Here is a 15,360-nt window from a genome sequence, read left to right on the forward strand (position 1 = left end):
ATGGATGTGGAAGCACTGGTAAAAGCCATCGCCGCCGAGGTCCTCAAGCAGATCGGCGGTGGTGACGAGGCACCCAGGGTACTCATCATCGGTGAGAAGACCTGTCCCAAATGCCAGGCCGCTGAAAAGCGGCTGGGCGACGGGCACGCCTTTCTCTACCCGGATGAAGACCCGGGCTCTAAAGAGAGCCTGCGGCGCATTGTGCTATTTTCTCCCACTCGCCACATGGCGGACATGGCCGCGGGCAAGGCCGATGGACCCCTGATGGAAAAGGTCCTGGCAGCCCTTCTGGCCGGTCACCCGGTGGAGGTGATGGAGTTTGAATACAAGCGGTACGCCGATACCGCCCCCGAAGGCCTCATGCGGCTCTTCGAGGGGCAGGAGGCGGCACTGGCCTCCTTCGGCCTGTCCGCCATGGATATGACGAAACGCGACACCGTCCGGATCAGGAAACCCCTGGTGACCGAATCGGACGTGGCAGAGGCTGGCCGCAGGGGTGCAACGGAGCTTCGGCTTCCCGCAGACGCCCAGGTCACCCCCCTTGCCGTGGAGAGCGCCAAGGAACTCGGCATCACCCTTACCCGGGGATAACAACCAACGGGTCATGGCCACTGGGCCGGACCCAACCCTTACGAGGCGACCAGGATGATCGTTGGAAAAGTGATCGGCAATGTGTGGGCCACACGAAAAGAAGACGGCTTAAGCGGCATGAAACTCATGGTGGTCAGGCGCCTGGACGCCTGCACCAACGAAGAGCTTGACTCCCTGGTGGCCGTTGACTTCATCGGCGCGGGCATCGGAGACCGGGTCCTCGTGGCCACCGGCAGCTCCGCCCGTAACGCAGGCTCCATTTCTGATGCGCCCGTGGATGCCACCATCGTCGGCATCATCGACGAGGTCGAGGTTCAGGAGGGGATGTAAGGGCCATGGATTCCCTGGGCATCATAGAGAGCCGAAGCATCGCCGCCGGTGCGGTCCTTGCCGATATCATGGTTAAGGCAGCCGAGGTGACCCTCCTCAAAGGCGGGCACCATCTGTTCCGGCCGCTACATGATCCATGTGGGCGGAGACCGGGCGGCCGTGGCCGCCTCGGTGACGGCCGCCGAAGCCGCTGGCTATTCCCTGGCCGGAAGCTACACCATCGGGGGCGTTTCGCCCCAGGTGCTTCAGGCCCTCAAAAGGGGCCTGGCCGTGCAGGGCCAGGGTGCCATCGGCGTGGTGGAATGCCGCACCGCTTCATCGGGCATCGCCGCAGCCGATGAGGCCGTGAAGCGATCTGCCGTGGAGTTGGCCCGCATCGTCACCGGCCAGGGCATCAACGGGAAGTCCTACTTTGTTCTGACGGGCGATGTGGCGTCGGTCCGGGAAGCCGTGGACGCGGCGCGGGAGTCCCTGGGCAAGGCCCTGGTGGAGGCGGTGGTGATTCCGTCCCCCGACACCTCGGTGGTCAACGCCCTGGTGAAGCGCCCGTAACGGGCCAATCGTTTGATTTTTGAAAACCCATGTAACCATCGCTCGGGGCGCGCTTGAAGCCCTCGGGCGGTACCACGTGATCAACTTGAAACCACCGTCGCTGCTCTTTTGATTTCCGGTACGGCATCACAGGCAACGCTCAGCCAACGGCGGTATGTTGCAAGCGGATCTATATAATAAGGTAGAACGCAACATTTTTTAAAAGCAGGATACCTACTTTTTTAAAAAAGGAGATACGCACAATGAAAGCATTGGGAATGGTAGAAACCAAAGGTCTTGTGGGCGCCATCGAAGCAGCGGACGCCATGGTTAAAGCAGCCAACGTAGAGCTGGTAGGTCGTGAGCAGGTTGGCTCCGGTCTTGTCACTGCCCTGGTTCGCGGTGACGTAGGTGCCGTCAAGGCAGCCACCGACGCCGGTGCAGCCGCCGCCGATCGTGTGGGCGAGCTCGTGAGTGTTCACGTGATTCCCCGTCCCCACTCTGAGGTGGAGCTCATCCTCCCCAAGAAGCAGGAAGCATAAATCGCCCGTGACCGGCGGCGTGGGGATTTCCCATGCCGCCGGCCGCAGGGTCCCGATTCGTGGCTTTTCGTTCCACAAGGGGCGCGCACGCCTTTGATGGGACGACGAACCAGGCACCGGGACACCCACGACCTGAGTTATCCTATACACCACACCGAAGAAAAAGGAGTCCGAGCATGGATATCAATGAAAAAGTCCTTGAAGAGCTGATCCGAAAAGTGGTCACCGAGCAGATGGGTGGCGCCAAGGCACCGGCCTTTCAAAAAGTCGTGGACAAAGAAAGCGGTGTGCTCTGCGTGAAGACCGAAACCGTCAAGCCCGAGCCCTTTGATACGGGCAAGGCCGGAGACAAAGTCTTTCTCACCGACATCGTGACACTGGACGAGAGCCCCCGCCTCGGCTGCGGCATCATGGAGATGGAGGCCACCTCCTTTGACTGGACCCTCAAGTACGACGAGGTGGACTACATCATTGACGGCACCCTGGAGATCGTCATCGACGGCCGCAAGGTGGTGGGCAACAAAGGGGACATCATCTTCATCCCCAAAAACACCTCCATCGCCTTCAGCGTTCCCGAGTCCGCACGCTTTATGTACGTCACCTATCCCGCCGACTGGGAATCGCAGTAACCGGAGGACGCAGCTTTGACACAATTTAACGGACGCACCCAGATCTGCTACGGCGAAAACGCCATCAACACCCTGGAGAAGCTCAAGGGCAAACATGCCTTTATCGTCACCGACGCCTTCATGGTGAAGATCGGCTTTGCCGACCGCATCATCAGCGGGCTGGAGCGCGCCAATATCACCAGCAGCGTGTACGACAAGGTGGAGCCCGATCCCTCCCTGGAGACCGTGCGTGAGGGCACTGTGAAACTCCTGGCCGACGGTGCGGACATGATCATCGCCTTAGGGGGTGGTTCCTCCATCGACGCGGCCAAGGCCATTATGTACTTCGCCCCGACAAGGCGGACCCGGCCAAGGGCAAGCCCCAGCTTGTGGTGATTCCCACCACCAGCGGCACCGGCTCCGAGGTAACGGCGGTCACCGTGGTCACCGACACCGAGCAGCAGATGAAGATCCCTTTGATCGACCCCCTGCTGGTCCCGGACATGGCCGTACTGGACGCCCGGTTTACCCGGTCTGTGCCCCCGTCGGTGACGGCCACCACGGGCATGGATGTTCTGACCCACGCCCTGGAGGCCTTTGTCTCCACCCCGGCCAACGCCTTCACCGACCTGTACGCGGTGCACGCCATCAAGTACGTGTTCCGTTACCTGCTGCGCTGCTACCGCAACGGCGACGACATGGAAGCACGCCAGAACATGCTCCTTGCCTCGTGCATGGCAGGCATGGCCTTCAACAACAGTGGCCTGGGCGTGGCCCACAGCATCGCCCATACCCTGGGGGGCCTGTTCCACATCCCCCACGGCAAGGCCAACGCCGTGCTGCTTCCCTACGTCATCCGCTTCAACAGCTTTGACGTCCGGGACCGCTACCGAACCATCGCAAAGAAGCTCGAACTCCCTTGTGAGACCGTGGAGCAGGGCAACGAGAGCCTCATTGAGGCGGTGCGCTGGCTCAACAGCCAGATGGGCATCCCCAACCGCATCCGGGATTTGGACATCGACGAAACGAGTTCGAGACATCCCTTGAGACCATGGCCCGCCATGCTATGGAGGATGCCTGCACGTCCACCAACCCGAGGCGCCCCTCCCTGAGGGACATCCGGCAGTTGCTGCGCAAAGCCTACTAACAAAAATGGAATGTCATATGAGAGAGCAGATTGTAGAGAAGGTTAAACGCCGGCGTGGTAGGCGCCGGGGTGCCTGGGTTCCCGACGCATGTGAAGATCAACGCGACGGTGGACACGGTCCTTGTGAACGGTGCCTCCTGCGAGCCCCTTCTGATGAGCGATCCTTACATCATGGAGCATGAGCTCGATATCATGATCGAGGGATTGAACGCAGTGCTGGACGCCACAGGCGCTTCCCGCGGGGTCATCTGCATCAAGGGCAAGCACGCCAAGGCCCTTCAGACCATCAAGGACACCGTGGCCAAAGACACCACTGACCAACCTTGCCCGCAGGAAGCCTTTGAGCTGAAGGATTTCTATCCGGCAGGCGACGAGCAGGTCCTGGTCCGTGAGGTTACTGGCCGCACCGTGCCCGAAGCGGGGATTCCCCTTCAGGTGGGCGTGGTGGTGAGCAACACCGAGTCCCTGTACAACATCGCCAACGCCATGAAGGATATTCCCCTTACCGAGCGCTACGTCACCGTCACCGGTGAGGTGGGCCGCGACATGGTGGTGAAGGTGCCCGTGGGCACCATTGTCTCCGACCTCCTGGCGTTTGCGGGCGGTTCCAAAATTTCCGATTACCGCGTGGTGGACGGCGGCCCCATGATGGGGCGCGTGCTCCCTGATACCGATCAGCCCGTGACCAAGACCACCAGCGGTCTTATTGTTCTTGATCCCGAGCACAACGTGGTCAAGGGCAAGATCAAGGATCCGGCGTCCATCAAGCGTATCACCGGGACGATCTGCTGCCAGTGCACCCACTGCACCGACCTTTGCCCCCGGCACCTCCTGGGGCACGCCATCGCACCCCACAAACTCATGCGCTCCCTGTCGGCCCTGGTGGCCGATCCCGAGGCCCGCAAGGCAGCCCTTCTCTGCTGCGAATGCGGTGCCTGCGAGAAATTCGCGTGCCCCATGGGCCTTTCGCCCCGTGAGGTAAACGCCATGATTCGCAAGGAGCTCATGAAAGAGGGGATCCGCTGGAACGGCACCGGCGAAGAGCCGGAAAACCACCCCTTGCGCGACGTGCGCTACATTCCCACCAAGCGTCTGATGCAGCGCCTGGACGTGCTGAAATACGATACCCACCCCGGCATGCCCGAAGAGACCTTCGTACCTGAGCGCGTGGCCATTCCCCTTGCCCAGCACATCGGCGCTCCCGCCGCCTGCGTGGTGAAGGAGGGCGATCGCGTTGCCAAGGGCGACCTCATCGGCGAGATTCCCGAAGGGGCACTGGGCGCACGTATCCACGCCAGCATCGACGGCGTGGTGACCTCCGTCGAAGGCGGTGTGGTGAGGATTTCCAGAGGGTAGGGTGCACTGTGCGCACCAGAATAGATATCCGCAGCAAAAAAACGACACGTCACGCCCGAGCGCTCGGCGTCGTGAAGATCAATGAGGTAAATGTATGAATTACAGAACAATCGGTGTTGTCGAAATGAACAGCATCGCCCTGGGGATCCAGACCGCAGACGAAATGAGCAAGGCCGCCACCGTTGACCTGGTGATGGCACGCCCCACCTGTCCCGGACGGTACCTGATCATGGTGGCCGGGGACACCGGATCCGTCAAGAGCTCCGTGGAAGTGGGTCGTGAGATGGGAGGGGAGCTGGTCATCGACTGGTTCGTGATTCCCAGCGTTCACCACATGGTGCTGCCCGCTCTCTCCGGGGCCACCATCGTGCCCCGCATCAACGCCCTGGGGGTCATCGAGACCTACACCGTGGCTTCCTGCATCCTTGCCGCCGATGCCGCAGCCAAGTCCGGCCAGGTTGATCTCATCGAGATTCGTTTTGCCGCAGGCCTTGCAGGCAAGTCCTTTGTCACCATGACCGGTGACGTGGGCTCGGTGAAGGCTTCTGTGGCCGCCGGCATCGAAGGGGTGGGCGAGTCCGGCCCCGTCTACAGCCATGTGGTCATTCCCTCACCCAGCGACGACCTCAAGGCACAGCTCGTGTAACGCAGCCGACCGGTTTATTTCCTTGGACCGGTTTCCGTCATGGGGGAGCCTTGCGGTTCCCCCATGATCCTGATCCGCGATATGCGTCTCTTCGCACATCGCGGATCAGGATCATGCAGTACGGTATGTACCCCCCATTTTCGAGGAACGTGATAATGAACCCCACAACAGACCCCCGTCAAAAGAGAGCCCAGCTCCCGGCGCGCCTTGTGCGCTTGAAAGAGGCATATCTCAGCGTTAAGCCGAGCATGACCATCGGCCGTGCCCAGGCCTATACGGCCGTGGCCGGAGAGTACCCCGAGCTGCCCAACAACCTGCGCAGGGCCATGGGCTTCAAAAGGGCCTGTGAGACAGCACCCATGCTGATTCAGGACGACGAACTGGTTGTGGGGCACCCCTGCGGCAGGGCAAGGGCCGGGGCCTTTTCACCGGATACCGCCTGGAAGTGGGTGCGTGATGAGCTCGACACCATCGGTTCCCGTCCCCAGGACCCGTATGTGATCAGCGAGGAAGACAAAAAAATTCTGAGGGAAGAGATTTTTCCCTTCTGGGAAGGCAAGTCCCTTGAGGAAGCCTGCGAAGACTGGTTTCGCAAAGAGGGCTTGTGGGAGTTCGGTGCCGAGTCCTGCGTAAGCGATCTGACCTATCACATGTCAAGCGGCGGCGGAGACACCAGCCCCGGCTACGATATCATTCTCTTTACCAAAGGGATCGGCGGCATCAAGGCCGAAGCCGAGGCCCATCTGGCAGAGCTCTCCGGCGACGCCCCCGAAGACAAGGACAAAATATCCTTTTATCAGGCGGCCATTGAAACCTGCGAGGGCATCCTCATCTATGCGGACCGCCTTTCGGCCCATGCCAGGGAGCTTGCAGGCAGGGAGCAGGATGAAACACGCAAGGCAGAACTCGAAAAGATCGCTGAGGTCAACGCCCGGGTTCCGGCCCATCCGCCCGAGACCTTTCAGGAAGCGCTCCAGTCCATCTGGACCATCCAGTCCCTCTTTCTCATGGAAGAGAACCAGTGCAGCACCTCCCTGGGCCGTTTTGATCAGTACGTCTATCCCTGTTACGAGGCCGACATCAAGGCGGGGACCCTGGACGAAGCCTTGGCCCTTGAGCTCATGGGCTGCTTTATCATCAAGTGCTCCGAGATGATCTGGTATACCCCGGAGGCCACCGCCACCTATTTTGCCGGGTACATGCCCTTTATCAACCTGTGCGTTGGGGGCCAGAAGCGCGAGGGCGGGGACGCCACCAATGAGCTGACCTACCTTGTGATGGACGCCGTGGCCAGGGTGGGTGTCTATCAGCCCTCTTTGGCCTGCCGCATCCACAACCAGTCCCCCCAGGCGTACCTTCAAAAGGTCGTGGAGGTGATCAAGGCCGGGGGAGGCATGCCTGCCTGCCACTTCGACGACGCCCACATCAAGATGATGCTGAGGAAGGGCTTTGATTTTGAGGACGCCCGGGATTACAGCCTCATGGGCTGCGTTGAACCCCAGAAATCCGGCCGGATCCACCAGTGGACGGCCGGGGGCTTTACCCAGTGGCCCATTGCCATTGAGTTTGTCTTCAACCGCGGTGTGCTGGCATCCTACGGCCCCGACAGGCAGGGGCTCGATACCGGTGACCTGGACCGGTTCACCACCTTCGAGCAGTTTGATGCGGCCGTGAAAAAGCAGCTGGACCACATCATGGCCCTCACAGCCAGGGGCACGGTGATCAATCAGACCCTGGTGCGGGACATGATGCCCACCCCCTATATGTCCCTGTTCGTGGACGGGTGCATGCAGAGCGGCAAAGACGTGACCGCAGGGGGGGCAGTGCTCTACGAAGGGCCCGGAACGATCTTTGCCGGGCTGGGCACTTACGTGGACAGCATGGCCGCCGTGAAAAAACTCGTTTTTGATGAGAAAAGGGTCACCCTTGCCGAGCTCAAAGCGGCCATGGACGTCAACTGGGAAGGGTATGAAGAGGTCCGCCGGGATTGCCTTTCGGCGCCCAAATACGGCAACGACGACGACTATGCTGATTTCATCGCCCGGGACATCGTGGACTACACCGAGAAAACCATCAACGGATTCACCACCCTTTACGCCCGCATGATCCACGGCACCCTGTCCCAGTCCTTCAACACCCCCCTGGGTGAGATGGTGGGGGCCACCCCCAACGGCAGGGCCGCCGCAGCGCCCCTGTCAGACGGCATGAGTCCCTCCCAGGGGGCCGACGCCAAGGGCCCCACAGCCGTCATCAAGTCCGTGGGAAAACTCAACGTGGAGTCCATGAGCCTGGGGATGGCTCACAACTTCAAGCTGATGGAAGGCTCCCTGGAGACACCCCAGGGCGAGGCCGGGCTCATCGCCTTGCTCCGCACGGCCTCTCTTTTCGGCAACGGGCAGATGCAGTTCAATTATATCGATAACGACACCCTGAAAAAGGCCCAGGAGTCGCCCGAGGAGTACCGTGACCTCATGGTGCGGGTTGCAGGGTACAGCGCCTTTTTCGTGGAACTTTGCAAAGAGGTGCAGGACGAAATTATCAGCCGTACCATGTTGGATTGATTCTATCCCGGATATTTCATGAGAAAACGGCCAGACCGAGGTAATGGAGTGTTCATAGGGGCCGCTACTGTAAAAAAAATAGATATTTCAAAAATACAAAATGAATTCATGGCTTTCTGCTCGATTTTCTCACCCTTCGGGCGAGCCGAGTGCACCCATCTTCTGCGTTATCAGAGCCTTGAGGTAAACCACTACATCTGCAGCTCTGATGCCTTGAATATGGGTGCACTCGACTCGTGAAATATCCGGGGTAAGGCCAACATTTTTGGAGATGATGTGAAGACAGAGGCAAACGAACACAAACAGCGGGTCATCCAGGAGTATGTGCCGGGTAAGCAGGTGACCCTGGCCCATGTGATCGCAAGCCCCCAGCAGGGGATCTACATGAAACTGGGCCTCGACGACGAGGCCGGGGACGCCATCGGCATCCTCACCATTACCCCGCCGGAAGGGGTGATCATCGCAGCGGACATCGCCACCAAGGCGGCCGCTGTGGAGATCGGTTTTCTGGATCGCTTCGGCGGTTCCCTGGTGCTGGTGGGGGATGTAGCCGGCGTGGAATCGGCCCTTGAAGGGGTGCTGGATTTCTTCGACGGGGTGCTTCGGTACGCCTCCGTTGAGATGACGCGCTCGTGACCGGACGGTGAGAGCATGAACCCAAAAACAAAAACAGATTACCCGGAGCCGGTGCGAGTACCGACGGCCCGTGGTGCATGACATAACGCAAGGTGTTGAAACAGGCATGAAATACAGAATTGTCGTAGTCGATGACGAGCCCTTGATCCGCAAGGGCATCCGGGAGATTCTCGAAGGCGCGGGATACGATGTGGTGGCCGAAGCCTCCGACGGCCTGGACGCGGTGGTGGTCTGCCACAAGCACAGGCCCGACCTGGTGTTGATGGACATCAACATGCCCCTTCTGGACGGTTTGAAGGCCGCCCGTATGATCCGCTCGGAAAAGACAGCAGGGGGAATCCTCCTGGTGACGGCCAACACTGGCAAGGAGAGCGTGGACCTGGCCAAAGAAGCGGGCGTCATCGGGTACGTGGTGAAACCTGTGAAGGAGGAGGCCCTTCTTCCCATGGTGGAGATCGCCGTGGCCCGGGCTGCCGAGATCGCCGAGCTGGAGGGCGACGTTGAGGAAGCCCGTGGTCAGCTGGAAGCCCGAAAGCTGGTGGACAGGGCCAAGGGCCTGTTGATGAAGACCTTCGATATCAGCGAGGATACGGCCTACAAGAGGCTGCGCAAGCTCAGCATGGACAAGCGCTGTTCCATGAAGGAGATCGCAAAGGTCATTGTCATGAACGCCTGATGTGTTGAGGCGGGCCGTGGGCGGGGATCCGTGGCCCGTCGTTTTTACCATCGGTTGTGAACAATGGTAACGATGAGAACTGGAGAAACAATGTTGAGAGGAGATGTCGGCGGGTGAGGTGCAATCATCTGTCGGCTGCAATCCGTAACACACTACATAATGGAGACATACATGACATTCTATCGACGTGGTAAAAAAGCGGTCCGCACCATGGTGCTGTCCGCCGGGCTGATCCTGATGGCTTCTGCAGCTTTTGCAGCAGGGACTCCCAAGTATGTGTTTTATTTTATTGGAGACGGCATGGGGCCTGTCCAGCGCCAGTCCGCCGAGTATTTTTACAAGATGGAAACCAAAGACCCCGAAGCCAAGCTGGTGATGAACAGCCTGGATACCTCGGCTCTGGTAACCACCCATTCGGACAACACCCTGGTGACCGACTCCGCCGCAGGGGGCACCGCCCTTGCCACGGGTTTTAAAACCACCAACGGCCTGGTTGCCAAGCTTCCCGACGGCAGGAACGTCACGACCATTGCCGAGGCTGCCCGCGACGCCGGTTATGCCGTGGGCCTGGCCACCACCACCCGCATTACCCACGCCACCCCCGCATCGTTTTCCGCCCACAACATGAGCCGCGGCAACGAGAACGAGATTGCCGTGGATCAGCTGAACTCCGGTTTCGATTACCTGGCAGGCGGCGGGTTCCGTCACTTCGTGGCCAAGGGCAACACCGAGGGCCTGAAGTCCAAGCGTAAGGACGATCGCGATCTCGTAGCCGAGTTCAAGGCCAAAGGGTACACCACCTTTGTGGGTGACAAGGCCCGAGACGCCTTCCGTGCCTACCAGCCGAAAAAGGGCGAGAAAGTCCTGGCTCCCCTGGGATACAGTGCCCTGGGCATGGAGATTGACCGCCGTTTCACCACGAAAAAAGAGAACGTCATGCCCGCGCTTTCCGAGCTGACCGCAAAGGGCATTGAGCTCCTGGCTGCCCAGGAGAAGCCCTTCTTCATGATGGTGGAAGGGGGCCGCATCGACTACGCTGCCCACTGCAACGACGCCGCCGGTACCATTTACGATACCCTGGCCCTGGACGCCGCCCTGGCCGAAGCCTACGCGTTCTACAAAAAACACCCTGAAGAGACCCTCATCGTTGTGGCTGCCGACCATGAAACCGGCGGCATGGCCATGGGCATCAGCCTCGATTCCAAGGGTTACTTCCTGAAGCTGGATGAACTCTTCAAGGTGAAAGCCTCTGTGGAAGACGTTCTGGCCTATGTGTACCCCGGGATGATCAAGGAGTATGCAGATGTGAAGAGCCGCCGCAAAGCCTACCTGGCCTACGTGGCTGAGAACTTTGGCCTCACCGACCTCAATCCCCGGGAGCTCAAGCAGCTGGAGGCGGCCATGTCCGTAGAGGATCGCAACCAGACCCTCAAACCCGAGCAGCAGACCACCTACGGCTATGCCTACACCCCCACCATGATCGCCGTGGCACACCTGGTGTCCGAGCGTGCCCGCATCAGCTGGACCTCCTATGTCCACACCTCGTCGGTCATCGCCCTGTCCGCAACAGGCTACCAGGCCGAGCAGTTCAACGGCTTCAGGGACAACACGGATCTGCCCCGCATCATGGCGGACATCATGGGGGTCAAGCTCTCCTCCTTTGATGTGGATCCCTCCAAGGCCCTGCTGGGCAAGACCGTCGGTCCCAACGAGAAGTACTCTAAAATTCCCTACGGCCATACCGAGAACGTGGCAGGGAAGAACTAACGCATATCCATGCTAAAAAGGGGGCGGGTTTTCCCGCCCCCCAACGGCCCGGAGGCCCCATGCGAGTATTGAAAAGGTCACTGGAGGGGATTCTTCTCCTGATTATCCTGGCGGCGGTGTGCCTGGGTGGCCAGCACTGGCTGCATGGGGGGAAAGGGCGACCTGTTTGCGAAACGGCCGGAACCGTCATTTCTGTGGATAACGGGGAGATTCTCAGGGCAGGAGCCGGGGCTGTGGGGATACAGACCGCCACCGTGGTGATTGTGGACGGTGAGTTTAAAGGTCGGCAGGTGAGGGCCATCAATCACCTCAACGGGCAACTGGACATGGATGAGATCTATGCGCCGGGGGACCGCATCCTTCTTGCCGTGCAGGCGGTGGATGGAACCATCACCGATGCCAAGGCCATCAACATGTATCGCCAGAACTGGGAGCTGGCCCTCTTCGGTGTCTTTGCCGCGGCCCTGGTGATCTATTCCCGCCTGGTGGGCGTGAAGGCCCTGCTTTCCTTTGTGGGGGCCCTGGGTGTGCTGTGGTGTTTTTACATCCCCAACCTCCTCGATGGTGCCTCGCCTCTCCCCTTGAGCCTTGTGGTCCTTGTGCTTCTTTCCATGGTGATCATCTTTACCGTGTCCGGCATCACCCGCCAGGGGATTTCTGCATTTTTGGGCACTGTCTGCGGCCTGGGCGTGACCCTGGGGCTGACCCTTTTTTTCGGAGCCCGTCTTCATTTAGGGGGCATGACCACGCCTTTTTCCACCCTGCTCCTGGTCCAGGGCGGTTACGGCCTGAACATGCAGCATATTTTTTATTCCGCGGTGCTGCTGGGGGCCTCGGGCGCGGCCATGGACATTGCCATGGACGTGAGCGTCTCCATGGGGGAGGTCAAATCCAAGCGGCCCGATATCGGGGTGCGCGAGCTCATCGCCTCCGGGTTCAATGTGGGCCGCATGGTCATCGGCACCATGGCAACAACCCTTCTGCTCGCCTATTCAGGGGGCTACCTCACCATGCTCATGGTGTTTGTCTCCCAGGGTACAAGTTTTTCCCGCATCGCCAACATGAAACTGGTGGCCGCCGAGGTCTTCCGGATTTTGATCGGCAGCATCGGCCTGGTCATGGTGGCCCCGGTGACGGCCGTCATCGCCGGGGTGCTCCTGAGTGCAGGCAGCGAGGCATGGCGGATCGGCGGGTGGTGCCAAGCGCTGACACGCCGCAGGCCATTTTGAGCCGCGTGGGGCGTTGTGCCTGCCCCTTCCCCTTCTTTTTTGTGGTGCGCAAGCGCACCCTACCTTCCACCCTGGGGCAACGCATTTAAAAAATCAGTTGCCTCCGGCGGGTCGCTTTTTGAAAAAAGCTTCCGTCTGCGCCTTCGGCTACGCCGTGACAAGCCGCAAAAACGTTCCGGTAATTAAAAAAGAAGAGGGGCTATGCTCTGTAGGGCGGCATCCTCAAAAAAAACCTGTTTGTCAAACTTTTCAAAGGTTTGGCCCCCGGCAGGGCCGCCGGAGGCAAAAATCTAAATGCGTTAACCCTGATCTTACATCCCCTCCAGCGTTGATATCGCATCATATCCATATAGAGCGGCCCGGCCGCAACCCAATCCAATAAACAGGTATGTTAAAACCCTGCGGCTCCTTCGACACTGTTGATGAAGCAGCTGGACGAGGACGAGGAGGGGCTCTCCATGGGAGGGGCCGGCTCCTGGGGCGTGGTCTGGCTCAGAGCAGTTATCACCAGCCCATTGTACTTTTCGGCCAGGGCCCCGTGGACGGTGCCGTCTTTCACAAAGGCCGAAACCTGTTCGGCACTGCTTTTGGTGGTGTAGGAGGCAAGGGCCTCGGGTGCTTCGGGGTCGCTCAGGCCAAAGGTGAAGAGGCCTCCCGCCCCTGCGGCGGCAAAGGCCACCTGGTTTTGGACGGCCAGGTGTTGGTAGCTGCCGGTTCCTGGTGGCGGGATCAGGGCGACGGTTCCGGGAATGGCAAGGGGGTTGGTCACATCTTCCACGGCAATGCCCCGGCCCTGGTCGGCGATGAGGGCATAGGTACGGCCCTCGTGGGCAAAGACCGCAACGGACACAGCCGTTCCGGGGGTGGCCTTTTCCGCAATGACCATAGGGGCGCCCGGGTTGGTGATGTCCACGATTTTTAGCCCCCGTTCGTCGGCAAAGAAGGCATGGTTGCCCATGGTGGCCACATCCCGGGCCGTGCCCGGGGTAAAGCCAGCGAGGTTTGCGGCCCGGGGCGTGCCGGGAGATGCCGGGTTGGTGATCTCGACAACCACATAGGGTTGTGCGGCGCCGTTGGCCACGCAGGCATAGGTTCTGGTGGCCGAGACAAAGGTTGCCACCGCTGTGGCGGTGCCTGAGGTGTTTGTGGTGGAGAAGAGGACCGGGGCGGATTTGGTGGAGACGTCCACCAGGGTGAGCCCCTTGGCGCCGTCGGCGATGCAGGCGGTGTTTCCGGTGACGGCCACGTCGTTTGCGGGGCCCTCGTTTTCGTACATTCCTTCAAGGGACGGGGCCGAGGGCTCGGCCGCGTTAAAGATGAAGAGGCCGCTGTCGCCGTCCAGAAGATAGACATATCCGGCATGGTACCACACCGCATCCCCGCTCACCGGAGAGGTGACGGTCTGGATGTGGGCCGGGGCGGAAGGGGTGGCCACATCGATCTTCTGCAGGCCGTTTTGGGCTGCGGCCATGAAGGCGTCGTCGCCGATGAGGTCCACGCTGTAAGAGCCGCGTGTGTCGGTATGGTAGGCTCCGATAATGGGGTAGTCCAGCACCACGCCGTCCACCGGAGGGGCCGAGAAGTCGATGACCTGAAGGCCCTTGTCTCCGTCGGCGAGAAAGCCGGTGACATCTGCCACCACGATCCCTGTTGCATCCCCCGGGCTGAGGCTTCGCCCGGTGTTGACGATGGGGCTGGCTCCCAGGGCGGCGCCGGGAGTAAGGACCTTGAGTTTGGAGGCCACGGAATGTTCGGCGTAGGCGTCCATGGCCGTGACGTAGGCATAGAGGTTTCCGTCCGGTGCCTCTGCTGCAAAGAGGCCCGTGACCAGGGCGATGGATCCGTACAGGAGATTGCTTCGCATGTCCTTGGACACCGGGTCGGCTATCACCTTGGGATCGGTGACGTCAAAGACCCGCAGACCGTGGTAGTAGTCGAGGACCAGGGCGAAGGTCTTTCCGTCAAAGCGGCATGCCGTGGCGTTGGTATAGCCGCCGGTGGTTTTGTAGGTGCCGTTGATGTCGGGTTGCTTGTACCCGGAGATCCGGTCTGCGGTCTGGGTTGTCAGGGGCTCTTCCACGGGGTTTTCCGGGTCGGTGACGTTGATGACCCGCAGGCCGAAGTTCATGTCCGCAAGAAAGATAAACCCGTCATGATACCCCAGGCCCCTGGCGTCGATCTGCGGCACGGCCTGGGTCTGGGTCTCTGAAATGAGCCGTGAGCCCGGGTTTCCCGGGGCCTGGCTCAAGCTGCCCTTGAGGACCGGCGCTGAGGCGGAGGGTGTTCCGTTGAGCCCCGACAGGTCGTAGATGAGCAGGCCGCTTTGGCCTGCTGCCACGTAAAGGGTTTCCGCGCCGGGGGTGGGATTGTAGTGGATGTCGTGGATGACGGTGCTGGTCTCCACGCGCATGGCGCTCACCGTTGCCATGGTGTCGCTTTGGAGGATGGAGACGGTGTCTCCCACGGACCAGGCGACAAGGGGCTGGGCATAGTTCCCATGGTCCCCCGAGGTCACGGCATTGGGGGACGGGTTTAAAAAGGAGGCCACCGGGGTGTAGGGCCATCGGGCCAGGGCGCTCAGGGTTGCGGAGGCCAGGGCCTGGGTGGTGGCGGTGCAGAGGAGGAGCAGGGCGAAGGTGCAGTGTTTGAGGTTCATGATGCGATCCACCGTGAAGGAGCGGGTTCTGGGTTCTCGGCCCGGGGGCCGACGGGTTGCATGACACATGGGACCGGCCATGGT

Annotated in this window: 13 protein-coding genes and 2 pseudogenes; 14 read left to right on the forward strand and 1 reads right to left on the reverse strand. The window is 60.5% G+C overall.

Going from position 1 to position 15,360, the window contains the following annotated elements; genetic code table 11:
• The 14 genes and pseudogenes from ACOYW2_RS08835 (at window position 1) to ACOYW2_RS08900 (ending at window position 12,620) form a co-directional block, all read left to right on the forward strand.
• Window positions 1–591: a hypothetical protein gene (locus tag ACOYW2_RS08835; protein ID WP_482770142.1), complete on the forward strand. Its 591-nt coding sequence runs from the start codon at window positions 1–3 to the stop codon at window positions 589–591.
• A 54-nt stretch (window positions 592–645) separates the two neighbouring features.
• Window positions 646–921: a EutN/CcmL family microcompartment protein gene (locus ACOYW2_RS08840; RefSeq protein ID WP_482422590.1), complete on the forward strand. Its 276-nt coding sequence runs from the start codon at window positions 646–648 to the stop codon at window positions 919–921.
• A gap of 5 nt (window positions 922–926) precedes the next feature.
• Window positions 927–1,007 (forward strand): annotated as a pseudogene (locus ACOYW2_RS08845) (BMC domain-containing protein); the annotation flags it as partial.
• A gap of 43 nt (window positions 1,008–1,050) precedes the next feature.
• Window positions 1,051–1,473 (forward strand): BMC domain-containing protein, encoded by a 423-nt coding sequence (locus ACOYW2_RS08850; RefSeq protein WP_482770143.1) that lies wholly within the window; start codon window positions 1,051–1,053, stop codon window positions 1,471–1,473.
• 242 nt (window positions 1,474–1,715) lie between these two features.
• Window positions 1,716–1,994, forward strand: a complete 279-nt coding sequence (eutM, locus tag ACOYW2_RS08855) for an ethanolamine utilization microcompartment protein EutM (protein WP_180141182.1) — start codon at window positions 1,716–1,718, stop codon at window positions 1,992–1,994.
• Window positions 1,995–2,170: 176 nt separating this feature from the next.
• On the forward strand, window positions 2,171–2,623 hold the full coding sequence (locus ACOYW2_RS08860; protein WP_180141184.1) for a cupin domain-containing protein: 453 nt from the start codon (window positions 2,171–2,173) through the stop codon (window positions 2,621–2,623).
• Window positions 2,624–2,667: 44 nt separating this feature from the next.
• Window positions 2,668–3,714, forward strand: a pseudogene (locus tag ACOYW2_RS08865) (iron-containing alcohol dehydrogenase); the annotation flags it as partial.
• A gap of 125 nt (window positions 3,715–3,839) precedes the next feature.
• Window positions 3,840–5,105, forward strand: coding sequence for a 4Fe-4S dicluster domain-containing protein (locus ACOYW2_RS08870; RefSeq protein WP_482770144.1), 1,266 nt, complete (start codon window positions 3,840–3,842; stop codon window positions 5,103–5,105).
• A 94-nt stretch (window positions 5,106–5,199) separates the two neighbouring features.
• Window positions 5,200–5,751, forward strand: coding sequence for a BMC domain-containing protein (locus ACOYW2_RS08875; RefSeq protein ID WP_482416608.1), 552 nt, complete (start codon window positions 5,200–5,202; stop codon window positions 5,749–5,751).
• 155 nt (window positions 5,752–5,906) lie between these two features.
• Window positions 5,907–8,312: a choline trimethylamine-lyase gene (gene cutC, locus ACOYW2_RS08880; protein ID WP_482770145.1), complete on the forward strand. Its 2,406-nt coding sequence runs from the start codon at window positions 5,907–5,909 to the stop codon at window positions 8,310–8,312.
• A gap of 276 nt (window positions 8,313–8,588) precedes the next feature.
• On the forward strand, window positions 8,589–8,948 hold the full coding sequence (locus ACOYW2_RS08885; RefSeq protein WP_246317792.1) for a BMC domain-containing protein: 360 nt from the start codon (window positions 8,589–8,591) through the stop codon (window positions 8,946–8,948).
• 106 nt (window positions 8,949–9,054) lie between these two features.
• Entirely contained in the window at window positions 9,055–9,624 is a 570-nt protein-coding gene (locus ACOYW2_RS08890; RefSeq protein WP_482416606.1) for an ANTAR domain-containing response regulator, read from the forward strand.
• A 171-nt stretch (window positions 9,625–9,795) separates the two neighbouring features.
• Entirely contained in the window at window positions 9,796–11,391 is a 1,596-nt protein-coding gene (locus ACOYW2_RS08895; RefSeq protein WP_482770146.1) for an alkaline phosphatase, read from the forward strand.
• 59 nt (window positions 11,392–11,450) lie between these two features.
• The gene (locus ACOYW2_RS08900; RefSeq protein WP_482770147.1) at window positions 11,451–12,620 is read left to right on the forward strand and encodes a YibE/F family protein; all 1,170 of its coding nucleotides are present in this window, start codon (window positions 11,451–11,453) and stop codon (window positions 12,618–12,620) included.
• 391 nt (window positions 12,621–13,011) lie between these two features.
• Here ACOYW2_RS08900 and ACOYW2_RS08905 read toward each other — a convergent pair whose 3' ends face one another.
• Window positions 13,012–15,276 carry a hypothetical protein gene (locus tag ACOYW2_RS08905; RefSeq protein ID WP_482770148.1) on the reverse strand — a complete coding sequence of 755 codons (2,265 nt, stop codon included), beginning with the start codon at window positions 15,274–15,276 and terminating at the stop codon, window positions 13,012–13,014.
• Window positions 15,277–15,360 lie beyond the last annotated feature (84 nt).

The organism is Desulfoluna sp. CLI2B, from assembly GCF_056847375.1.

Excerpts from the sequence above, each read along its gene's own strand:
- ACOYW2_RS08835 (WP_482770142.1), top strand. The coding sequence starts at position 1 with ATGGATGTGGAAGCACTGGTAAAAGCCATCGCCGCCGAGGTCCTCAAG.
- ACOYW2_RS08840 (WP_482422590.1), top strand. The coding sequence starts at position 646 with ATGATCGTTGGAAAAGTGATCGGCAATGTGTGGGCCACACGAAAAGAA.
- ACOYW2_RS08850 (WP_482770143.1), top strand. The coding sequence starts at position 1,051 with ATGATCCATGTGGGCGGAGACCGGGCGGCCGTGGCCGCCTCGGTGACG.
- eutM (WP_180141182.1), top strand. The coding sequence starts at position 1,716 with ATGAAAGCATTGGGAATGGTAGAAACCAAAGGTCTTGTGGGCGCCATC.
- ACOYW2_RS08860 (WP_180141184.1), top strand. The coding sequence starts at position 2,171 with ATGGATATCAATGAAAAAGTCCTTGAAGAGCTGATCCGAAAAGTGGTC.
- ACOYW2_RS08875 (WP_482416608.1), top strand. The coding sequence starts at position 5,200 with ATGAATTACAGAACAATCGGTGTTGTCGAAATGAACAGCATCGCCCTG.
- cutC (WP_482770145.1), top strand. The coding sequence starts at position 5,907 with ATGAACCCCACAACAGACCCCCGTCAAAAGAGAGCCCAGCTCCCGGCG.
- ACOYW2_RS08890 (WP_482416606.1), top strand. The coding sequence starts at position 9,055 with ATGAAATACAGAATTGTCGTAGTCGATGACGAGCCCTTGATCCGCAAG.
- ACOYW2_RS08895 (WP_482770146.1), top strand. The coding sequence starts at position 9,796 with ATGACATTCTATCGACGTGGTAAAAAAGCGGTCCGCACCATGGTGCTG.
- ACOYW2_RS08900 (WP_482770147.1), top strand. The coding sequence starts at position 11,451 with ATGCGAGTATTGAAAAGGTCACTGGAGGGGATTCTTCTCCTGATTATC.
- ACOYW2_RS08905 (WP_482770148.1), bottom strand. The coding sequence starts at position 15,276 with ATGAACCTCAAACACTGCACCTTCGCCCTGCTCCTCCTCTGCACCGCC.